The sequence below is a fragment of the Nocardia sp. NPDC050799 genome, assembly GCF_040654015.1.
Classification (GTDB): Bacteria; Actinomycetota; Actinomycetes; order Mycobacteriales; family Mycobacteriaceae; genus Nocardia.
Genome location: NZ_JBFAHF010000011.1, coordinates 67,230 through 88,955, shown reverse-complemented (window position 1 = coordinate 88,955; position 21,726 = coordinate 67,230). Strand labels below are relative to the sequence as shown.

The 21,726-nt window shown below is 69.5% G+C and carries 16 protein-coding genes; 10 read left to right on the top strand and 6 right to left on the bottom strand.

Features of this window, described 5'->3' with window-relative positions:
• Positions 1-96: 96 nt before the first annotated feature.
• Positions 97-834, bottom strand: coding sequence for a TetR/AcrR family transcriptional regulator (locus AB0H42_RS13865; RefSeq protein ID WP_357054775.1), 738 nt, complete (start codon positions 832-834; stop codon positions 97-99).
• Positions 835-1,073: 239 nt separating this feature from the next.
• Between AB0H42_RS13865 and AB0H42_RS13860 the strand changes: the two genes are divergently transcribed.
• Both AB0H42_RS13860 and AB0H42_RS13855 read left to right on the top strand, forming a co-directional pair.
• A complete protein-coding gene (locus AB0H42_RS13860) occupies positions 1,074-2,825 on the top strand; it encodes a DEAD/DEAH box helicase (protein ID WP_357054772.1) in 1,752 nt (583 codons plus the stop codon).
• Complete coding sequence (locus tag AB0H42_RS13855; RefSeq protein ID WP_357054769.1) at positions 2,825-3,385, top strand: hypothetical protein; 561 nt, start codon at positions 2,825-2,827, stop codon at positions 3,383-3,385. Before AB0H42_RS13860 ends, AB0H42_RS13855 begins: the two co-directional genes overlap by 1 nt.
• Positions 3,386-3,453: 68 nt before the next feature.
• Here AB0H42_RS13855 and AB0H42_RS13850 read toward each other — a convergent pair whose 3' ends face one another.
• Positions 3,454-5,196, bottom strand: coding sequence for a DEAD/DEAH box helicase (locus AB0H42_RS13850; protein ID WP_357054766.1), 1,743 nt, complete (start codon positions 5,194-5,196; stop codon positions 3,454-3,456).
• Positions 5,197-5,381: 185 nt separating this feature from the next.
• On the opposite strand from AB0H42_RS13850, the gene AB0H42_RS13845 reads away from it, so the two are divergent.
• Positions 5,382-6,482, top strand: coding sequence for a YihY/virulence factor BrkB family protein (locus tag AB0H42_RS13845; protein WP_357055102.1), 1,101 nt, complete (start codon positions 5,382-5,384; stop codon positions 6,480-6,482).
• A 176-nt stretch (positions 6,483-6,658) separates the two neighbouring features.
• Here the strand turns inward: AB0H42_RS13845 and AB0H42_RS13840 are convergent, their stop codons facing one another.
• Positions 6,659-6,895, bottom strand: a complete 237-nt coding sequence (locus AB0H42_RS13840; protein ID WP_357054763.1) for a DUF3039 domain-containing protein — start codon at positions 6,893-6,895, stop codon at positions 6,659-6,661.
• Positions 6,896-7,193: 298 nt separating this feature from the next.
• On the opposite strand from AB0H42_RS13840, the gene AB0H42_RS13835 reads away from it, so the two are divergent.
• From AB0H42_RS13835 to AB0H42_RS13825, 3 genes are all read left to right on the top strand, one after another.
• A complete protein-coding gene (locus AB0H42_RS13835; protein WP_357054760.1) occupies positions 7,194-7,634 on the top strand; it encodes a DUF3099 domain-containing protein in 441 nt (146 codons plus the stop codon).
• A gap of 85 nt (positions 7,635-7,719) precedes the next feature.
• Entirely contained in the window at positions 7,720-9,243 is a 1,524-nt protein-coding gene (locus AB0H42_RS13830) for a methyltransferase (protein WP_357054757.1), read from the top strand.
• Between the two features lie 175 nt (positions 9,244-9,418).
• Positions 9,419-10,387, top strand: a complete 969-nt coding sequence (locus AB0H42_RS13825; RefSeq protein ID WP_357054754.1) for a sigma-70 family RNA polymerase sigma factor — start codon at positions 9,419-9,421, stop codon at positions 10,385-10,387.
• Between the two features lie 198 nt (positions 10,388-10,585).
• On the opposite strand, the gene AB0H42_RS13820 is transcribed toward AB0H42_RS13825, so the two are convergent.
• On the bottom strand, positions 10,586-13,285 hold the full coding sequence (locus AB0H42_RS13820; RefSeq protein ID WP_357054751.1) for a GNAT family N-acetyltransferase: 2,700 nt from the start codon (positions 13,283-13,285) through the stop codon (positions 10,586-10,588).
• Entirely contained in the window at positions 13,278-14,543 is a 1,266-nt protein-coding gene (locus AB0H42_RS13815; protein ID WP_357054748.1) for an acetoin utilization protein AcuC, read from the bottom strand. The genes AB0H42_RS13820 and AB0H42_RS13815 overlap by 8 nt, the downstream gene beginning before the upstream one ends.
• 183 nt (positions 14,544-14,726) lie before the next feature.
• Between AB0H42_RS13815 and AB0H42_RS13810 the strand changes: the two genes are divergently transcribed.
• Together AB0H42_RS13810 and galE are read left to right on the top strand one after the other, a co-directional pair.
• A complete protein-coding gene (locus tag AB0H42_RS13810) occupies positions 14,727-15,413 on the top strand; it encodes a metal-dependent transcriptional regulator (protein ID WP_357054745.1) in 687 nt (228 codons plus the stop codon).
• A gap of 3 nt (positions 15,414-15,416) precedes the next feature.
• Complete coding sequence (gene galE / locus AB0H42_RS13805) at positions 15,417-16,397, top strand: UDP-glucose 4-epimerase GalE (protein ID WP_357054742.1); 981 nt, start codon at positions 15,417-15,419, stop codon at positions 16,395-16,397.
• A 17-nt stretch (positions 16,398-16,414) separates the two neighbouring features.
• Here galE and AB0H42_RS13800 read toward each other — a convergent pair whose 3' ends face one another.
• Positions 16,415-17,785 carry a DUF4192 domain-containing protein gene (locus AB0H42_RS13800; protein ID WP_357054740.1) on the bottom strand — a complete coding sequence of 457 codons (1,371 nt, stop codon included), beginning with the start codon at positions 17,783-17,785 and terminating at the stop codon, positions 16,415-16,417.
• A gap of 419 nt (positions 17,786-18,204) precedes the next feature.
• Here AB0H42_RS13800 and AB0H42_RS13795 point away from each other — a divergent pair, with 419 nt between their 5' ends.
• The gene (locus AB0H42_RS13795) at positions 18,205-19,146 is read left to right on the top strand and encodes a PAC2 family protein (protein WP_357054737.1); all 942 of its coding nucleotides are present in this window, start codon (positions 18,205-18,207) and stop codon (positions 19,144-19,146) included.
• A 77-nt stretch (positions 19,147-19,223) separates the two neighbouring features.
• Positions 19,224-21,722, top strand: a complete 2,499-nt coding sequence (locus AB0H42_RS13790; protein ID WP_357054734.1) for a DUF3516 domain-containing protein — start codon at positions 19,224-19,226, stop codon at positions 21,720-21,722.
• Positions 21,723-21,726: the final 4 nt, after the last annotated feature.

The following is a 21,726-nucleotide window of genomic DNA, read 5'->3' as shown; positions in this document are numbered from 1 at the left end:
TTCTGGCCCCGCCGTCGCCCCCCAACACAACACAAACAAACAACTCACCCGGGCGGCGGGGGGCGGCCCCCTTCCCGGCCCCCCGCCACGGGTGTTTCAGCCGGGCAGAATCCCGTCGATCAAGCGGTGCAGCCCATAGTCGAAATCTCCGGCCGGGTCGCCGGGCGCCTGGTACAGCTCACCGACGGCCGCACCGACCCGGGCCGACAGCGGGAAGTCGGTGGCCGGCATGACCTGCTCGAGCACCGGGCCGTGCGCCGCCCACCAGTCGGCGTCGGATTGTTCCCGGACACTGCGGGCCGCGGCGAGCGCGGTCCGCGCGTTACCGGTCGCGAACTGCGACAGCACCGCGATCACCCGGTCCATCTCGATATCGTCGAGCCCCGCCCCGGCCACCGCCGCCAGGTGCCGCTCGTACCGCCGCGTCCGGCCGGGTCCCAGCACCATCCGCCAGGAGGGCACCTCGAACAGCCACGGATGGGTCAGGTATTCGTCCCGGATCTGCCGGGCGACGGCCCCCATCCGATCCCGCACGGGCAGGCCGGCGGGGATGGGAGCATCCTCCAGCGCGACCGCGTCGACCATCAGGACGGTGAGCGCGTCCTTGCTCGGGACGTAGGTGTACAGGCTCATCGGCCGCAGTCCCAGCTCCGCGGCGACCGCGCGGACCGACACTTTCTCGTAGCCCTCGCGGTCCGCGAGGGCTACGGCCGCGGCCACCACCTCGTCAACGCTCACGGTCTGCCGGGGACCACGGCCGCCGCGCCGGGGCGGCAGCTCGTGCCGCCACAGCAGTTCGAGCAGGACACGGGCCGGATCGGGCGGAGGGGTCACCGGCACCTCCGGTCGGCCGCAGCCGATACCGGACGGCTCGGGTGCCGTGCTTCCGTCGGCGCGCCGTCGCTGCTCATCGCCTTCCCTCCACCACGTAGAGATACCACCCGAGCACTGCGCGGGGCGTACCGGAACAAATCCGGTACGGTGCGCGTTGGCCTAATACTCCGTACACTATACGCTGATCATAGGGGTGCACTCTGCCGACCATCGAGACCACCTATCTGCCCGACCGTCACATGTTCGCCCTGTGGACCTGGACCGGGCGGGCACCCGGCCCGGCACCCACGGGAATCGGCGACACCGCGACCCTCGCCCTGGCCGTACCCGGCGGAACCCGGGCCCAGGCGCGTGCGGGAAGCATCACTCTGCAGGTCACCCCGGTCGACTGCGCGCTGGTGGACCCCGCCGGTCTCGCCGGATTCGCACCCGCCGAGCCGGGCCACTCCACCCGCGCCTGGCAGGCGATCCTCGCCGGCGAACACGCAGACCTCCCCCTCGCCGGGCACGCGTTTCCCAACGCGACGGGGACCGCGATGCTCGCCGGTGACCACGCCCGCTCGGTGCTCCACGACACCACGACCATCGCCGCCGGCCTGCGCGACAACCTACTCGCCGACCTGCGGCCCTATCAGGCGCGCGGAATCGGCTGGTTGCGCGACACCGTCGCTCGCCACGGCGGGGCGATCCTCGCCGACGAGATGGGTCTGGGCAAAACCGTGCAGACCATCGGCCTACTACTCGGACGGGCCGACCACGGTACGCAACTCGTGGTGTGCCCGACATCGCTGGTGGGCAACTGGGTACACGAGATACAGCGTTTCGCTCCCGCCCTGCGGCCGGTGGCCTGGCGGGGTGGCGAGATCGGCACCACGGCCGGCGATATCGTCGTGACGGGTTACCCCGTGCTGCGGCTGCACGGTCACCGGCTCACCGGAAACGACTGGGCGACCGTGGTGTTCGACGAGGCCCAGGCGTTGAAGAATCCCCGCACACAGGTGTCGAAGGCGGCCCGCGCTCTCGACGCCGCGGCCGTCGTCGCGCTGACCGGTACCCCGGTGGAGAATCACCTCGAGGAACTGTGGTCGCTGCTGCACCTCGTGGCACCCCGCCTGTTCGGGCATCGCGCCCAGTTCCGGCGGCGCTTCGTCAAACCCGTCGAACAGGGTTCGGCCACCGCGGCCGCGCGCCTGCAGGACGCGATCGAACCAGTCCTGCTCGCCCGCCGCAAAACTCAGGTCGCCGCCGCGCTCCCGGCCAAGATCCACAACGATCTACTGTGCGATCTCACCCCCGAACAGGAGAAACTCTACGATCAGTTGCTCGACCGCGCGGTCGCCGACGGCTTCGGTACCGGCACGCAGCGGCAGACCCGGGTGCTGGCGGTGCTCACCGCGCTGAAACAGGTGTGCAACCATCCCGGTCTGGTGGACGGTGACCAGGGCGAATTAGGGCGTCGCTCCGGGAAACTCGACCTGTGCACCGATATCGTCGCCGCCAACCTCGACAACGGTGCGCCGACGCTGATCTTCACCCAGTACCGGGCCACCGGTGACCTTCTGGTGCGGCATCTGGCCGAACAGTTCACCATCACGGCGCCGTTCTTCCACGGCGGGCTGACCCAGGCCGAACGCGCGGCGATCGTCACCCGGTTCCAATCCCCCGGCGGACCACCGGTTCTGGTGCTCAGCCTGCGGGCGGCGGGTACCGGGCTCACCCTCACCCGCGCCGCGGATGTGATCCATTTCGACCGGTGGTGGAATCCCGCGGTCGAAGCCCAGGCCTCCGACCGGGTGCACCGGATCGGGCAGACCCGCACGGTCACCGTCACCACACTGACCTCGGCCACCACGGTCGAGGAACATATCGCGGGGATGCAGCGCCGCAAATCCGCGCTCACCGATCTCGGCGACGGGAGCGGTATCGCCGATCTCGCCCGGCTCGACGACGAACGGCTCCTGGAAGTGCTGCGACGGAAGCGGGGAAACTGATGGCGGACAACGAATTCGGCTACACCCGCTGGGGAATGGACTGGGTCCGGCTGGCCGAGCCGCTACGGCAGACCCGCCCCGAGCCGCTGCTCCCGCGGGCACGCAGTATCGCCCGCAACGACGGGGTCCGGTCCGTGGTGGAAGGGCGGATCGTCCGCGCGCACATCCACCGCGGGGGCCAGGCCTCGGTCGTCCATCTCGAACTGGCGCCGCTCACCCGGACCGCGCTCACGGCATTGCCCGCGATCATCGGCGCCGGACCCGCTCTGCTGACCGACGAAATGCACGCGGCGGCCCTCGCGGCGGGCGTCTCGGTGGCCCCGCGACCCGCGGCGATCGACTGCTCCTGCAGCGCGCGCACCGCACGCTGTCTCCACCTGCTGGCCACGTTCTACGATCTCGCCCGGCGGGTGGACGAGGATCCGCGGCTGAGCCTGGATATGCAGGGGTACGGCCACCCGGATCGTGGGGCCGCGCCGGACGATTCCGGCGACGGGCCGGAAACACCGCGCTGGATACCGCTCCACGCACTGGACCCCGCGATGTTCTTCGAAGTGTGAACCCGGACACCGACGCCGAGACATGCACATGTCCACCGAACCGGGCCGCCACGGGGACCGCGACCGGTTCACATCCGGCGTAGCGCCGCGATCCGCTCGCCGAGCTGGTCGGCGGTGGCCAGTGCGGTGGGCGGCCCGCCGCACTGGCGCCGGAGCTCGCCGTGGATCACCCCGTGTGGCTTACCGGTGCGGTGGTGATGCATCGCGACCAGGCTGTTCAGCTCGCGCCGCAGTTCGCCCAATTTGTCGGCGGTCGCCACCCGCTCGGCGGCATTACCCGCTGCCGGGGACGCGGGGGCCGGGGCCTCCGGTTCGGCCTTGGACCGGTCGGCGATCTGCCGGGCCTGCCGCTCCCGCAGCAGGGCGCGCATCTGATCGGCATCGAGCAGACCGGGAATGCCGAGGTAGTCGGCTTCTTCGGCGCTACCGGCGAAGGTCGCGGTACCGAACGAGGATCCGTCGTAGATCACCTGGTCCAGTTCGGCGTCGGCGGCCAGCGGCACGAATGCCTTCTCCTCCTCGCCCGGTTCGTCCTGCTGCTTGTTCGCCTCGGCGAGCAGGTCGTCGTCGAGACCGTCCTTCTCGCGATGCGGCTTCCCGATGACATGGTCGCGCTGCACCTCGAGCTGCGCGGCCAGATCCAGCAGCACCGGAACCGACGGCAGGAACACACTCGCGGTCTCGCCCGGCCGCCGGGCGCGGACGAAACGGCCGATGGCCTGGGCGAAATACAGCGGCGTCGAGGCGCTGGTGGCGTACACACCGACGGCCAGCCGCGGGACGTCCACCCCCTCGGAGACCATCCGCACCGCGACCATCCACGGCTGGGTGCCCGCACTGAACTCACCGATCCGGGCCGAGGAGGTGGGGTCGTCGGAGAGCACCAGCACCGGCCGGTTACCGGTGAGATGCTCGATCAGCTCCGCGTAGGCGCGGGCCCGTTCCTGATCGGAGGCGATCACCAGGCCACCGGCATCGTGCATACCGCCCTCACGCAACTGCGCCAGCCGCATATCCGCCGCGCGCAGTACCGCGTAGATCCAGTCTCCCGCCGGATCGAGCGCGGTGCGCCAGGCGCGGGCGGTCTGTTCGGCGTTCAGCGGTTCGCCGAGCCGCGCGGTGTACTCTTCGCCCGCGCTGTCGCGCCAATGCGCTTCGCCGGAGTAGGCGAGGAACACCACCGGCCGCACGACCCCGTCGGTGAGCGCCTCGGTGTAGCCGTAACTGTGATCGGCCCGGGACCGCGGCAGACCGGCCTCGTCGGGTTCATAGGTGATGAACGGGATCTGGCTGTCGTCGCTGCGGAACGGGGTACCGGTGAGTGCCAGCCGGCGGGTGGCGTCACCGAACGCCTCGGCCACCGCGTCGCCCCAGCTCTTGGAATCGCCGGCGTGATGAATCTCGTCCAGGATCACCAGGGTGCGCCGGTTCTCGGTGCGCACCCGGTGCTTGAACGGGTGCGCGGCGATCTGGGCGTAGGTGACCACCACGCCGTGATAGTCCCCCGAGGTGCCGCCGGTGGTGTTGGAGAAGTTCGAATCCAGCGCCAGTCCCGAGCGCGCCCCCGACGCGGCCCACTGATGTTTCAAATGTTCGGTCGGCGCGACCACGGTGATCTGGTCGACCGTGCGATCGGCCAGCAATTCCGCCGCGACCCGCAGCGCGAAGGTGGTCTTACCGGCCCCGGGCGTCGCCACAGCAAGGAAATCACGGGGTTTGGTTGCCAGGTACCGGGTGAGCGCGCGCCGCTGCCACGCGCGCAGGGATGCGCCCGGAGCCTCCGTCGCAATAGCACCGCTCGCATCGGTCACGGAGACAAACACTAGCGGCCGTGGCGGCGATGGCGCCAAACCGGCGCGGGCGCGCGACGGGCGTCACACACCGTGGGGGACGGTTTCCGGAGCACGCTCGGTAACCGGCGATTCACCGATCGACCCCCGACACGTTGCCGGCCGCCATACCGCTGGGCGCCCGGGTGCGCGATGCTGGACAGACCATGCACAGTTACGGACGCGGACCCGGCGCGGACCCGTCGGGTACCGCGTGGGTCCGGCGCGCCCTCGCCCAGATCGGCCGGCTGGTGGTCCGGGTGGCCGTCAAGGCCTGGGACGACTCGATCTTCGCGAAATCCGCTGCCGCCGCCTTCTGGCAGACCCTGTCGCTGGTACCGCTGCTGTTCGGTCTGCTGGGCGGGCTGGGTTACGTCAGCGGTCTGTTCGGGCCGGACACCGTGGAGATCGTGGAATCGAAAGCGCTCACATTCAGTCGCGACCTGTTCAGTCAGAGTGTGGTCACCGATCTGATCGAACCGACGATCCGCGATGTGCTCGGGCGCGGCCGGGCCGCATTCGTCTCGGTGGGTTTCGTACTCTCGCTGTGGGCCGGGTCCTCGGCCATGGCGACCTTCGTCGACGCGATCGTGGAGGCACACGGCCAGCAGGACGCCCGGAACCCGATCTGGCAGCGCATCTTCGCCCTGCTCCTCTACGTCCAGTTCCTGATCGCGGCGATCTTCATCCTGCCGCTCGTCGCGCTGGGCCCGGTGCTCATCGGGCGGGTACTGCCGGATTCGTGGCTGGAGCCGGGCCTGCGCCTGATCGACATGTTCTACTACCCGGCGGTGGGGTTGCTGCTCATCGTCGGACTGGCCACGCTGTACAAACTCGCGCTGCACAGTTCGCTGCCATACCACCGGCTTTTCTGCGGGGCGTTGCTGGCGGCGGTGTTCTTCATGGCGGCCAGCGATATCCTGCGCCACTACCTGGCCCTGGTGACCCGGACGGGGGTCACCTACGGTGCCCTGGCCACCCCGATCGCCTTCCTGCTGTTCACGTTCTTCCTGGGTTTCGCGGTGATCCTCGGCGCCGAATTCAACGCGGCGGTCCAGGAGTTCTGGCCGGCCCGGGCCACCCGGATGGAACAGTTCAAGGTATGGCTGGCCAAACGCCGCAGCGAAGCGCAGGGCGAAGCGGAGGCCGATCCGGCCGATGCGGGTTCACACCGGGTCCCGCGCCGGCGCGGCGCACGACGCGGCGACGACAGCGGCCCGGAGGGCGGTTCTGCGGGCGCAACACCGGCTCCGCTGGCCACCCGCTGACTGCCGCCCGGACACGTCGACGATCGACGAGCCGGCTGGGCGGGCCGCTGCCGGACGGACAGTGCGGACCTGTTTCTCCTGAACCGGCCCGGCCGGAGGTCGCCCGGTACCGCGACTTGCCGGTACCGCCCACGGCGCCCGCGCGCGGGGCCCGATGCTCCGGGGCCGGATGGCGCTCAGTCGCCCTTACGGAGGGTCTCGTAGACCTTCTTGCACTCGGGGCAGACCGGCGAGCCGGGCTTCGGCGAGCGCGTCACCGGGAAGACTTCACCGCACAGCGCGACCACCATGGTGCCCATCACGGCACTCTCGGCGATCTTGTTCTTCTTCACGTAGTGGAAGAACTTGGGGGTGTCGTCACCGGTGGTCTCGTCGGTGGTCGTATCGGGGCGGATCAGAGTATCGGTACTCACGCCCTCCATGATGCCGCATCGCGGCACCCCGCTCGCACGATCACCCCCACGACCGGCCCGTACCGGCGTGTGGCGATGGCGCCGCCCCGCCGTTCCGCCGGCCCGGGCGGGCGGTCGACGCGACGGGGCGGCGCGAAAAGCGGTCGGTCCGGCCGGGAGAAGACACGGCCCTCGGCCCCCCGGCCGACAGAGATCCGGCACCCTCTCGAAGGCGGCCGAACCCGGCGGCGCGGCCGTCGTGCGAGTTACCAGTGGACGCGTTGTACACGGCGGCGGAGATAGTGCAAGACTCGAAGGTATGCAGCAGCACGGCGAAGACTCCGAGCGCGGCTCGGAGCACCTCGACGCCGGTGCGAGCGGTCCCGGTGAGCCCTCCGGCACGCCGCGGCCGGCCCGTCCCTCTCGTTCGCGCGGATACTTCCCCGGCGACGACGCCAGACACGCGGCGCTGATCACGAAGGCGGCCCCGTCCTTCGAGGAGCAACACCGGGCCCGCGTTCGCCGGTACACGATCATCATGGCGTTCCGGATCCCGGCGCTGATCCTGGCCGGGGTGGCCTACACGGTCTTCGGGAACGCCCTGATCTCGATCCTGATCATGGCGGCTTCGGTACCCCTGCCGTGGATCGCGGTTCTCATCGCCAACGACCGGCCACCGCGGGACAAGAACGAACCCAGCCGCTGGGATCGCCCGCGCCCCGCGCTGGAGGAGCGCCGGCACGATCAGATCGACGGCTGAACCGCTCGTCATCGCCGACTCAGGCCACCTCGGCCACGGCGGTGCGGCCATCGGGCCGAGCCCGCCGAGGTGGCAGAGTACCGCTGTGCCCACCTCCGGATCGACCGTCCGATCACCGCTGACCGCCCTGTGCCCGTCCCTGCGCACCGCGCTGACCAGGGTCGGATACGACGCCGACACCCTGCTCGAAACGCTGGGCGACGAAGCGCACAGCGCCCTGGGCCGCGGGGAACCGGTACCGGTGCGCCGGGCCGCGCGGGCCGCCGGTGATCTAGGTGCCCTCGTCCGCCTGCTACTCCTCGGTGACGCCTTGAACGAGCGCGAGGTGGCCGCGGCACTGGCCCCGGTCCGGATCGACGAGGCCGTGGCGGCCGGACTGTTGACCCGCTCGGGCGACGAGGTCCGCGCGGCGCTGGACCTGCGCCCGACCGATATCGGCGCGGGCAACCGCTGGATACTGTCCGACCTCGACGATTCGATGCACCGGCGGACCCTGACCGAAGACCATGTACTCGGCGTCGGCCATGCCTCACTCTCACTGCTGCGAGCCACCCCGACGGCACCGGTCGGCTCGGTGCTGGATCTGGGCACCGGCTGCGGTATCCAGGCCGTGCACGCCGCGTCCTACGCCCGGTCGGTCACCGCCACGGATGTGAATCCGCGCGCGCTGTGGCTGGCCGAGGCCACCGCGGCGCTCAACGATCTGACTATCGACCTGGTGCCCGGGTCGTGGTTCGAACCCGTCGCCGGGCGCCGGTTCGATCAGGTGGTCGCCAATCCTCCCTTCGTGGTCGGGCCCGCCCGGGTCGAGCACACCTACCGGGATTCCGGGCTCGCCCTCGACGGCGCCAGCGAACTGGTGATCTCGGGTGTCCCCGGGCTGCTGGCCCCCGGCGGAACCGCCGCGGTACTGGCCGCCTGGGTGCACACCGAGGACCAGGACTGGCGGCAGCGCGTCTCGAGCTGGTTGCCCGCGCACGGTATCGACGCGTGGGCCGTCCAGCGTGATGTCGCCGACCCCGCGCTCTACGTAGGCACCTGGCTGCGCGACGCCGGCCTCGATCCGCGTACCCCGGCGGCCCAGCAGCGGGCCGAGGAATGGCTGAGCGCGCTGGACCAGGCCGAGGTGACCGGTATCGGTTTCGGTTTCGTCTACCTGCGCGCCGTCGACGCGCCGACCGAACTACTGGCCGAGGACCTCACCCACGGTTTCGACGATCCACTCGGCGCGGAAGCGCTGGCCTACTTCCAGCGGTCCGCCTGGTTGCGCGATATCGCCGGTGATCCGGACCGGGCCCGGCGCTCGCGCTACCGGGTCGACCCGGCCACCGCCCTCGAGCGGGTGTCGCTGCCGGGTGAGCAGGGCTGGAAGCAGCAGGTGATGCGCTTGCACCGGGGCGACGGACCGCGGTGGCAGCACGAGGTGGACGAGACGACGGTCTCCCTGCTGGCGGGAATGCGGCCCGACGGCCTGCCGTTGTACGAACTGATCGAACTGCTGGCACTGTCACAGGGAGCGGAGGAGGTCTCCCCCGAGTTCGCGGATGCCGCCCTCGGAGTGGTCACCGGTTTGGTGCGGCACGGGTTGATCCACCCGGTCCCGCACTAGGGGTACGCCCCCACCGCGTGTTCCGCCACCTGCCGAGGGCTCTCCTTCTCAGGAACTTCTCAGAACGTCACAGTGAAAACCGCAGTTCAGAGCGGTTTATCCGCGCCCGGCGAGGGAACTTTCCCTATGTCGGGTCCGTTGTTCGGAGTGAGACACCACCGACAGGAGGCAAGTCATGACAAGCCCCGCCACCACTCGTGTGCGCCCCAGTGATACGGACCTCGACGCTTCGAGCCCCGCCGCCGATCTGGTACGCGTGTACCTGAACGGAATCGGCCGGACCGCCCTGCTCACAGCTGCCGACGAAGTCGAACTGGCCAAGCGCATCGAGGCGGGTCTCTACGCCCAGCACCTGCTGGAGACCGGCAAGCGTTTGTCGGCGACCCGCAAGCGTGATCTGGCCCTCGTCGTCCGAGAAGGCCAGGCCGCGCGTTCGCACCTGCTGGAAGCCAACCTGCGTCTGGTCGTCTCGCTCGCCAAGCGGTACACGGGCCGTGGGATGCCGCTGCTGGACCTCATCCAGGAGGGCAATCTGGGCCTGATCCGCGCGATGGAGAAGTTCGACTACGCAAAGGGCTTCAAATTCTCGACCTACGCCACGTGGTGGATCCGGCAGGCGATCACCAGGGGTATGGCCGATCAGAGTCGTACCATCCGGCTCCCGGTCCATCTGGTCGAACAGGTCAACAAGCTCGCCCGGATCAAGCGCGAACTACATCAGCAGCTCGGCCGGGAGGCCACCGACGAGGAACTCGCCTCCGAGTCGGGTATCGCGGTGGAGAAGATCGCCGATCTGCTCGACCACAGCCGCGATCCGGTGAGCCTGGACATGCCGGTGGGTAACGACGAAGAAGCCCCGCTGGGCGATTTCATCGAGGACTCCGAGGCCACCTCGGCCGAGAGCGCCGTGATCGCCGGCCTGTTGCACCGCGACGTCCGCAGCGTGCTCAACACGCTCGACGAACGCGAACAGCAGGTGATCCGTCTGCGGTTCGGTCTGGACGACGGCCAGCCGCGCACCCTGGATCAGATCGGCAAGCTGTTCGGTCTGTCCCGGGAACGTGTCCGGCAGATCGAGCGTGAGGTCATGTCCAAACTGCGGAAGGGCGAGCGGGCGGACCGGCTGCGCGCCTACGCGAGCTGATAGCAACACCAACCAAGAAACGGTGACCGGCCGGTTTCGGCCGGTCACGTTGTCTCGATACCCTGGGCCGGCACCGCCTCATCCTCGGCCGGACGACGCTTCGCCGGGTCCCGGCTCTTACCGGCCCGCCGACCGAACCGTCACGATCGGCGGCCGTCCCGGCCGCCGGGCCCGCCGGTGGCCCGCCACCCGGCCTCCCTACCCCAATCGACGTGGCCCGATGTCGAAACGGCTCGGCTGCGGACCGATCCGGGCGCGGGCATAGAGGATCGCCGCCGATTCCGGGGCGGCCAGCACCGGCTCGAAGGACAGTTCCCGCAGCTCGGGGAGATCGTCGGACATCGCCGAAATACGCCGGGTGAGTTCGATGAGAGCCGCTTTGTCCACCCGGGGACTGGCCGGGGTTCCGTTCAGCAGCGGGGCGGCACGCGGCGCATCGATCAGCGCGGCGGCCTCCTGGGCCGACAGGGGCAGCGCTCGATAGGCCCGATCCCCGAGAAGTTCGATGATCGGGCCGGACAGCCCGAATTCGATGACCGAACCGAACGCCGGGTCGTCCTGAACCTTCAATACACAACCGACTCCCTTGGGCGCCATGCGCTGAATATGCAGGAGCGGATCCCCGCACAGCTCGACCAGATCGCGATAGGCCTGGCGGACCGCGTCCGGGCGCCACAGGTCCAGCCGCACCCAGCTCATATCGGGGCGGCGACGCCAGCTCTCGTTGGTGGCCTTCGCCGCCACCGGATAGCCCAGCTCCTCGGCCGCCGCCACGGCTGCCTCGGCGCCGCGGACCGCCCGGAACTCCACCACGGAGATGCCGTAGCAGTCGAGCAGTAGAACGGTCTCGTCGTCGGTCAGCCACCGCCCGCCCGGATCGGTCGTCCACTGCTCCATCAGCCGCACGGCCCGCTCGCTGTCGATACCGGCCGGTCGCCCGTTCTCGTCGCCGGCGTGGACGGTATCGGAGGCCGGGGAGGCGGGCAGGTCGCGCCAGCGCGCGTAGCGATGCACTCTGGCCAGCGCGCGGACCGCGCGTGCCGGATCGGGGAAGGACGGAATGGATCCGCGGATCGCGGCCGCGCCGGGACCACGGACGGCCAGCAGATTCGGGATACCGTCTCCGCCGGCGAAGGTGGTGAGCACCGGTTTGGTCGCGGGCACCGAGGCCACAGCCGCCCGGATCGCCTCGGCATATCCGGTCTGCGGCAGCGGAATCGGCGGCGCGAAGATCACGATCACCGCATCGGTGTTCTCGGCTTCGAGTGCCGCGGCGACAGCGGTCCGGAAGTCCTCCGGTGTGGCCTGCGGACCGAGGTCCACCGGGTCGAGCACGGTGAGCCCCTCACTGCGCGCCGCGTCGGAGGTCAGCCAGTTGAGTGCGGTGCTGTTGCCCACCACGGCCGGACGCGGCCCGCGGGGCAGCGGCTGATAGCCCAGCAGGGCCGCGCAGTCGAACATCTCGGAAATCGAATCAGCCTGCACCACACCGGATTGCGCGAACAGATCGCGCACGATCGACCGATCCAGCCCCCCGTCCGACATCCCGCGTGCGGCCAGCCGGCTGGGGCTGACCGCGACGATCGGTTTGTTGCGGGCCACCCGGCGCGCGATGCGGGAGAATTTGCGCGGATTACCGAAACTCTCCAGGTACAGCAGGATCACATCGGTATCGGCGTCGGTATCCCAGTACTGCAGCAGATCGTTACCCGAGACATCGGCACGGTTACCGGCGGAAACGAAGGTGGACAACCCCAGATTGCGCGTGGCGGCCTCGGCCAGGATGGCCACCCCGAGCGGTCCCGACTGGCAGAAGAATCCGATCCGCCCGCGGCCCGGCAACAGCGTGGCCAGCGTGGCATTGAGACCGACCGCCGGGTCGGTGTTCGCGATACCCAGCGCGCTCGGGCCCACCACGCGCATGCCGTGCCCCCGGGCAGCGGCGACGAGTTCGGCCTCCGCGTTGCGGCCCTGTTCCCCCGTCTCCCCGAACCCCGCCGACAGCACCAGTAGGCCCTTGACGCCCTTGGCCATACAGTCGTCGAGCACCGATCCGATGGCGGCCGCGGGGACCGCGACGACGGCCAGGTCCACCTCGTCCGGGATATCGCGCACCGTCGGATACGCGTGGACACCGCGGACCGAACGCCGCTCGGGGTTCACCGGGTACACCGCCCCCTGGAACGTTCCGTCCAGCAGATTGGCCAGCACCACACCACCGACGCGCGTGGTGCTCGGCGTCGCGCCGATCACCGCCACCGACCGCGGGGCCAGCAGGTTGCCCACACTGCGTGCCTCCGAGGCCCGTTCCCGCGCGTCGCGCACCGAGCGCAACGCCTCGGTGGGATCGATGGCGAATTCCAGATGCAGCACCGAGCCGTCACGACTGCGCTCCACCTGGTAGCCCGCCTCACGGAACACGGTGACCATCACCGTGTTCTCGGCCAGCACCTCGGCGACGAAGGTGTCGATCCGGTTCTCTGCGGCCGCGCCGGCCAGATGTTCGAGCAGGATCGATCCGAGCCCGCGTCCCTGATGCTCGTCGGCCACCACGAAGGCGACCTCCGCCGCGCGCGAGCCGGTACGGTCCAGGATCTCGTAGCGCCCGACGGCGATGATCGCGTCCCCCAGGACGACGACAAGTCCTACCCGGTCCCGGTAGTCGAGGTGGGTGGTGCGGTGCAGATCCTTCGGCGATATCCGCGGATAGGGCCCGAAATAACGCAGGTAGCGGCTGCGCTCGGACAGCGCGGTGTGGAATCGCTGCAGTTCATCGGCGTCGCCCGGAATGATCGGGCGCACCCGCACCACACCGCCGTCGGAGGCCAGGACATCGGCCTGCCAGTGCAGCGGCGCCGGCGGCGCATCGTCGGGCACACGGTCGGTGGGGTCAGTCACGCGGATCCTCCGGATCGAGGCCGAGCGGGCCGAAGCACGCCCGGCGGGTGGCGAGAACGGCCGTATCGACGGCGCGCTGGGCACGGTCGAGCCGGGCGTCCCCGGTTTCGGCGGTCCCCCCGGGACCGTCCCAGCGCCGGAACGCGATATCCACACCGTCGCCCATGGTGCGGGGCGGTGATACCCGCGGCCTGTCGGTGCGCACGAGATCGATCCAATCCTGCGGTACCGCGGTCGCCGGGTCCACCGGGCGGTCGAGCGCGATACCCAGGAGATGGGTCCAGGCCCGTGGCACCACCCGCACCAGGCCGTACCCACCGCCACCGACCGCCAACCACCGCCCCTCGGCATATCGGTCGGCCAGCTCCCGCATCGCCAGGAAGGCCGCCCGCTGCCCCTCGATACCCAACTCCAGCTCCGCAAGCGGATCCTCGCGGTGGGTGTCCACCCCGCACTGGCTGACCACCAGCTGGGGCCGGAACGCCGCCACCGCGCCGGGTACCACCGCATGGAAGGCGCGCAGCCATTGCGGATCGCGGGTACCCGGCAGCAGCGGGAGATTGATCACGGTGCCGTCTCCGGGGCCGCTACCGGTCTCGTCCGGCCAGCCGGTGTTCGGCCACAGTGTGGCGGGATGCTGGTGGATCGAGACGGTGAGCACTCGCGGGTCCCGATAGAACGCGTGCTGTACGCCGTCGCCGTGATGGACATCCACATCGAGGTAGGCGATCCGGTCGAAACCGTGGTCGAGCAGCCAGGAGATGGCCACCGCCGCGTCGTTGTACACACAGAAACCGGCGGCCCGGCCCGGCATGGCGTGGTGCATACCGCCGCCGATACTCACCGCCCGCCGCGTGGCGCCCGTGGCGATGGCACGCGCCGCGGCCAGGGTGCCGCCGACGATCACCGACGCGGCCTCGTGCATCCGGGGGAACACCGGATTATCGCTGGACCCGAGCCCGTACGGCGGATCGACCGGAAGATCGCCCACCGTTTCCCGCGGCACCACCGAGCGCACCGCCTCGATGTAGTCGCCGGTGTGTATTCGGAGCAATTCCTCGCGACCGGCCGCGCCGGGCTCCAGGAGCTCGATTCCGTCGAGTACCCCGAGCGAGCGCGCCAGCGCCATCGTGTACTGCAGACGGACCGGTTTCATCGGATGCTCGGGGGTCCACGAGTAATCCAGGAAACGGTCGGTCCACACAACGGTCCCCGGTTCCCCGGAGCCGGGGTTCACGTCCGGCGGTGCAGTGGCCATGATCGCAACCGTATCGGGAAGGGTGCAACCCCATCGCACGTTGTCATGCAGTAGAAATAGATGTATGCGCGACTGCGGCGTCGGGCCGCGCGCCGAATGTATTCCCATCGCGTCAGGCGACCCGTTCGTTTCGACCGGGGTCGCTGGTGCGCAGGTAGAATTCGTGCCGACGAAGGGGCAACAGTGAAGGATCTGGTCGACACCACGGAGATGTATCTCCGTACCATCTACGACCTCGAGGAGGAGGGCGTAGTACCCCTGCGCGCCCGGATCGCCGAGCGCCTCGAGCAGAGCGGCCCCACGGTCAGCCAGACCGTGGCCCGGATGGAACGCGACGGACTGCTGCTCGTCGCGGGTGACCGGCATCTCGAACTGACCGAGAAGGGCCGCAGTATGGCAGTCGCGGTCATGCGCAAACATCGGCTGGCCGAGCGGTTGCTGGTGGACATCATCGGGCTGGACTGGCAGAACGTGCATGCCGAAGCCTGTCGCTGGGAACATGTGATGAGCGAGGATGTCGAGCGCCGGCTGGTCGAGGTGCTCAACCATCCCACGACCTCTCCCTACGGCAACCCCATCCCCGGCTTGGACGAACTCGGTATCTCCGCGACCCAGTCGCTGGAGGAACCGCTGAAGCGGTTGTCCGAATTGCCGCAGGGCCGTACGCACGCGGTGGTGGTGCGCCGGCTGGCCGAACACATTCAGACCGATCCCGAGGTGATCGGCCGGCTGCGGGAGGCGGGCGTGGTGCCCGACGCCCGGGTCACCGTCGAGAGCAAACCGGGCGCCGTCGTCATCACGGTGCCGGGCCACTCGAGGTACGAACTGCCCGACGAAATGGCCCACGCCGTTCAGGTGAAGCTGGTCTGATCGATGAAACTTCTGGTCACCGGCGGAGCCGGTTATGTGGGTGGCGTCTGCGCGCTCGTACTGCGGGAGCAGGGACACGAGGTGGTGGTCGTCGACGATCTGTCGACGGGTAATGCCGACGGGGTCCCCGAGGGCGTCGAATTCGTCGAAGGTGATATCGCCGAGGCCGCGCCGGATCTGCTGCGCATCCGGCAATTCGACGGAGTTCTGCATTTCGCGGCACAGTCGCTGGTCGGTGAATCGGTACAGCGACCCGAAAAGTACTGGCACGGCAATGTGGTGAAAACACTCGCCCTGCTCGAAGCGATGCGCGAAACCGATACCCGGCGATTGGTCTTCTCGTCGACGGCGGCGGTGTACGGCGAGCCGGAACAGGTCCCGATCACCGAGGATGCGCCGGCTCGCCCCACCAACCCCTACGGCGCCTCGAAGCTGGCGATCGATCACGCCATCACTTCGTATTCCGTCGCGCACGGTCTGGCCGCCACCAGCCTGCGCTATTTCAATGTGGCCGGGGCCTACGGCGGTCTCGGCGAGAACCGGGTGGTGGAGACGCATCTGATCCCGCTGGTACTGCAGGTGGCTGCGGGACACCGGGATTCCATTTCGGTGTTCGGCACCGATTGGCCGACCCACGACGGCACCGCGGTCCGCGACTACATCCATATTCTGGACCTGGCGCAGGCGCATCTGCTGGCCCTGGAGACCGCCGCGGCGAGCACCCACCGGGTGTTCAACCTCGGTAGCGGTACGGGATTCTCCGTACGCGAGGTGATCTCGGCGTGCGAACGGGTCACCGGCGGACCCATCGCCGCGGTCGACGCCCCGCACCGCGCTGGTGACCCGGCTGTGCTGATCGCCTCCAGCGGGCGTGCGATCGACGAGCTCGGCTGGAAGCCGGAGCACAACGACCTCGACGAGATCGTCTCCACCGCCTGGAGTTATTTGCGGGGCCTCGGCTCGCGCGCGCACAGCGCGCGCTGATCCGGCCCCGGCCGGTCTCACCACACCGCGGCCGGGTCGACGCCCAGAGCGGTGGCGGCGTCCCGGCCGCACTGCGCCAGATCGCGGAGGCGTTCAGGACGCATACCGGCCTCCAGGGCGGTGTGCAGCAGTGCGGCCATCGAGTGGTGCGGCTCGGCATCCAACGCCGCGTCCAGGGCGATTCCGGCGAACGGGCCGTCGCCCCGCACGTAGGCGAAATAGCCCAGCAGGGTCGCCGCTTCCGCTCGGTCGGCGCCGTCCAGCGCGCGAGTCAGCAGGGCCAGCAGGCTCTCGGCCGCTTCGGCATGCGCGGTATCGGCCACGGCGAAGACGGAATCGCGAACCTCCCGGTCACGGAGGGCCACCGCGATTTGGGCAAGCTCCCGGGCATCGAGTCCGGGGCCGGATTCGGCGTTCGCGATGAGCCAGAGCACGGTCATCAGTTCGCCGCGCAGATAACCGGCCGGATCGCCACGCTGCGCGGCGGCCACATATCTGTCCTTGGCGCGGCCCCTGGCATCCTCCAGTTCACTCGACACCCGCGCGCGCAGGGCGTCGTCCGGAGCGACCAATGCCGTCAGTTCGTCCCGGCTGTGGCGAATCGGCCGTCCGTCCAGAACCCGGCCGAGGGTGACCGCCGAGGCCACCGGATCGGCGATCTGCCCGCGGCGCGGTGGGCCCGTCACGCTCCACCACGGCTGTCGGGCCGCGATCGACCGAGCGGCCCAGGCGCCCCGCACCGGCACGGCGTGGGACGCCAGCTGCCGTTCCAGTTCTCCGAATATCGGGATTCGTTGCGGTCCAGCGGGTTCACCATCGGTGAGCGCGTCGTCCACCAGGACGGCGAGCACTCCGACCACTCCCGGGCGGGCACAGACCCGCGCGGCCGCGGCGGCCACCGTCTCGCTATCGGAGGGGGCACCGGTGCCGGGATGCCGGAGGTCGAACCGCACCACGAGATCGATGACCGCACTCTCCGCCGTGGGGGCCGCGCACAGGACGGCCAGTACCAGCGAACGCTCCGGCCGGAAGCCGAGCATGGCGGGGAGCGCGGCCAGCAGATCTCCCGGGTCGTCGAGCCGGGCGGGGCCGGTACGGAGCGGGCGGTCGTACTCGTCACCGGCCCGGTCGGCGCAGCGTGCCCGCGACGCCGCGGCGTACTCGTAGGTACCCCGCCCGGGGACACCCGAGCCGGAAACACACACACCGGGCGCGGCGGGCGCCGGAACCGGGCGGGCCCCGCCGCGCGCGGCCAGCGCCCGCGCTGTAGGGCACCGTCCCGCGGCCCGGTCGGCACGGGGTGGGGCGGGAGCCGGGCGGCCGGCTCGGTGCGGAACCGACGGAGCGTCGGCGGAGGCGGGACGGGAGGACGGCGCAGCGGAGGTCATGGCCCGAGCATGCGGTATCGGATCTCGTGCAACACGGGCGTGAACTGGGAAAACACCGGTTCTCACGAAGTCTGTGGACAACTCGGGGTTGTGGACAACTCCGGTCGGCCGCAGGCCCCGCGCCGGGACCGGGTTGCCGACTCGAAAATCGGGTACATCCAGAAGCGGAGTGTGCCAGACTCCCCGGTGCGTTCACCGGCCACAAGACCACACCGACTTCCCGACCCGCCGCCACCGGGACCGGGGAATTCACCGGCGGCGACCGCTGTTGTCAGCACAGAGAGCCGATGTACGGCCGCGTGTGGCCCTACATCGGCATGGGGGACAATGGAGGGCGATTCGCGGCTCGCGGCACGGCAGCGGATACCAGCAGTGTTGCCCGACCCGCCCGCCACGGATCGCGCAGGAAGGAGTACGCGATGGACTACGAGTCGCGAATGTACGAACTGGAGTTCCCGGCTCCGCAGCTGTCGTCCGACGACGGCTCGGGGCCGGTCCTGGTGCACGGCTTGGAGGGGTACTCCGACGCGGGTCATGCGGTGCGGCTGGCCACGACTCACCTGCGGGAGAGCCTGGAGAGCGAACTCGTCGCCTCGTTCGATGTGGACGAGCTGCTGGACTATCGCTCGCGGCGCCCCCTGATGACCTTCAAAACCGATCATTTCTCCGAGTACGCCGAGCCCGAGCTGAACCTGTGGGCACTGCGCGATACCGAGGGCACCCCGTTTCTGCTGCTCGCGGGCATGGAGCCGGATCTGCGCTGGGAGAAGTTCACCACCGCGGTGCGGTTGCTGGCCGAGCAGCTCGGTGTGCGCCGCAGTATCGGTCTGAGCGCCATCCCGATGGCGGTTCCGCACACCCGGCCGCTGGGGCTCACCGCGCATTCGTCCAACCGCGATCTCATCCCGGACAATCAGCGCTGGCCGGGTGAACTGCAGGTACCGGCGAGTGCGGCCACGTTGCTGGAGTACCGCCTGGCCCAGCACGGGCACGAATCGCTGGGGTTCTCGGTACACGTCCCGCACTATCTGGCGCAGACCTCCTACCCGGAAGCCGCGCAGACCCTGCTCGAACATGTCGGCGAGAACGCGGGCCTCGAGTTCCCGCTCGCCGCGCTGGGTGAAGCGGCGGCGCGGGTGCGTGAGCAGGTCAACGAGCACATCGCCGGCAACGCGGAAGTGGAGACGGTGGTGCACGCGCTGGAGCGCCAGTACGACACCTTCGTCAGCGCCCAGGAACGACAGTCCAGCTTGCTGGTCGGTGAGGGTGAGCTGCCCAGCGGCGACGAATTGGGTGCCGAATTCGAGCGTTTCCTCGCCGAGCAGGGCGGCTACTCCGGCGACAACGACGAACGCGGCTGATGCGCCGCGGCCGGTGAGACCCGGCATACGCCCACCGTGCCGGTGATCGGGGCGCGGCAGCCCGTAGGGTGTCCGGGGTGGATCTGACCGAACTGCTCGAGATACCGGGGACCGACGCCGACGCACTGTACGAGTCGTTCGCGATATGGGCCGCCGAGCAGGGTACCGCGCTCTATCCGGCTCAGGACGAGGCGTTGCTGGAGCTGGCGGCCGGATCCCATGTCATTCTCGCCACCCCCACCGGTTCCGGGAAATCGCTGGTCGCCGTGGGTGCGCATCTCTTCGCGCTGACCCGGGGCCTGCGCAGCTACTACACCGCGCCGATCAAGGCGCTGGTGAGTGAGAAATTCTTCGCGCTGTGCGAGGTTTTCGGCGCCGAACGGGTCGGCATGGTGACCGGAGACGCCGCGGTGAATCCGACCGCGCCCATCATCTGCGCCACCGCCGAAATCCTCGCCAATCTGGCATTGCGGGAGGGATCCGAGGCCGATATCGGGCAGGTGGTGATGGACGAATTCCATTTCTACGCCGATCCCGACCGCGGCTGGGCCTGGCAGGTGCCGCTGCTCGAGCTACCCCGCGCGCAATTCCTGCTGATGTCGGCCACGCTGGGCGAGGTCGATTTCTTCGCCGCCGACCTCGAGCGGCGTACCGGTCGCGCCGCCGCGGTGGTCGCGGGTACGGAACGCCCGGTGCCGCTGCATTTCTCCTACGCGCGCACGCCGATCACCGAAACGCTGACCGAACTGGTCACCACTCATCAGGCTCCGGTGTATGTCGTCCATTTCACCCAGGCCGCGGCTCTGGAACGGGCGCAGGCGCTGACCAGCGCGAACTTCGCCAGCCGGGCCGAGAAGGACGCCATCGCGGAAGCGCTGGGCGAGTTCCGTTTCTCGTCCGGTTTCGGGAAAACTCTCTCCCGCCTCATCCGGCACGGTATCGGCGTCCATCACGCCGGGATGCTGCCCAAATATCGCCGGCTGGTGGAGCGGCTCGCCCAGGACGGATTGCTGAAGGTCGTCTGCGGCACCGACACCCTGGGCGTCGGGATCAATGTCCCGATCCGCACCGTGTTGTTGACCGGTCTCACCAAATTCGACGGTGTGCGCACCCGGCGGCTCAAGGCCCGGGAATTCCACCAGATCGCGGGGCGGGCCGGGCGGGCCGGTTTCGACACCATGGGCACCGTGGTGGTGCAGGCACCCGAACACGAGGTCGAGAACACCCGGTTGCTGGCCAAAGCCGGTGACGACCCGAAGAAGCTGCGCAAAGTACAGCGCCGCAAACCACCCGAGGGATTCGTCTCGTGGAGCGAGGAGACCTTCGACCGGCTGGTCGCCGCCGCACCCGAACCCATGGTGTCGCGTTTCGCGGTGACCAACGCGATGCTGCTGAATGTGATCGCGCGGCCGGGCAATTGCTTCCGGGCCATGCGGCATCTGCTGGAGGACAATCACGAACCGCGACCGGCACAGCGCCGCCATATCCTGCGCGCTGTCCGGCTGTACCGTGCGCTGCGTGATGCCGGCGTGGTACAGCAGCTCCCCGAACCCGACGAGCACGGCCGCTATGCGCGGCTCACCGTGGACCTGCAGCGGGATTTCGCGTTGGACCAACCGCTGTCGCCGTTCGCCCTCGCCACATTCGAACTGCTCGACAGCGCGTCGCCGAGCTACGCGCTCGATATGGTGTCGCTGGTCGAGGCCACCCTCGAGGATCCCCGGCAGCTGCTGATGGCGCAGCAGCACAAGGCGCGCGGGGAGGCCGTGGCCGAGATGAAGGCCGAGGGCATCGATTACGACGAGCGGATGGAACTGCTCGAGGACGTCACCTGGCCGAAGCCGCTCGCGGAGCTGATCGAGGGCGCCTACGAGACCTACCGGGCCGGGCATCCGTGGTTGTCGGAGTTCGCGCCGTCACCGAAATCGGTGGTGCGCGACATGGTCGAGCGGGCCATGACGTTCACCGAACTGATCTCCTACTACGAACTCGCCCGCTCCGAAGGGGTGGTGCTGCGCTACCTCGCCGACGCCTACCGCGCCTTGCGCCGGACCGTGCCGGAGTCGGCGCGCAGCGAGGAACTCGACGATCTCACCGAATGGCTGGGCGAGCTGGTACGGCAGGTGGATTCCAGTCTGCTCGACGAATGGGAGCAGCTGACCGGGGCGGGCGCGGAGACCGACGCCGAGCAGATCGCGTTCGGCGGGGAGAGCGTGCGCCCGGTCACGGCCAACGAGCGCGCGTTCCGGGTGATGGTGCGCAACGCCGTGTTCCGCCGGGTCGAACTGGCCGCCCGGCAGCGTTGGGACGAACTGGCGGAACTGTCCCCCGGCCCGGACTGGGCGGCCGATCTAGGCCCCTATTTCGACGAATACGACACCATCGGTACCGGACCCGACGCGCGCGGCCCGCAACTGTTCCGGGTCGAGACACAGCCCGGTTTCTGGCAGGTGCGCCAGACCCTCCACGATCCGGCGGGCGATCACGGCTGGGCGCTGCTCGCCACGATCGACCTGGCCGAATCGGACGCGGCCGGTGATGTGGTCTTCGACGAGGTCACGGTGGTGTCGGGGTGATCCC

What these genes read in the sequence shown, in the direction of transcription:
- AB0H42_RS13860 (WP_357054772.1), top strand. Translation starts at nt 1,074, where the DNA reads ATGTTCGCCCTGTGGACCTGGACCGGGCGGGCACCCGGCCCGGCACCC.
- AB0H42_RS13855 (WP_357054769.1), top strand. Translation starts at nt 2,825, where the DNA reads ATGGCGGACAACGAATTCGGCTACACCCGCTGGGGAATGGACTGGGTC.
- AB0H42_RS13845 (WP_357055102.1), top strand. Translation starts at nt 5,382, where the DNA reads ATGCACAGTTACGGACGCGGACCCGGCGCGGACCCGTCGGGTACCGCG.
- AB0H42_RS13835 (WP_357054760.1), top strand. Translation starts at nt 7,194, where the DNA reads ATGCAGCAGCACGGCGAAGACTCCGAGCGCGGCTCGGAGCACCTCGAC.
- AB0H42_RS13825 (WP_357054754.1), top strand. Translation starts at nt 9,419, where the DNA reads ATGACAAGCCCCGCCACCACTCGTGTGCGCCCCAGTGATACGGACCTC.
- AB0H42_RS13815 (WP_357054748.1), bottom strand. Translation starts at nt 14,543, where the DNA reads ATGGCCACTGCACCGCCGGACGTGAACCCCGGCTCCGGGGAACCGGGG.
- galE (WP_357054742.1), top strand. Translation starts at nt 15,417, where the DNA reads ATGAAACTTCTGGTCACCGGCGGAGCCGGTTATGTGGGTGGCGTCTGC.
- AB0H42_RS13800 (WP_357054740.1), bottom strand. Translation starts at nt 17,785, where the DNA reads ATGACCTCCGCTGCGCCGTCCTCCCGTCCCGCCTCCGCCGACGCTCCG.
- AB0H42_RS13795 (WP_357054737.1), top strand. Translation starts at nt 18,205, where the DNA reads ATGGACTACGAGTCGCGAATGTACGAACTGGAGTTCCCGGCTCCGCAG.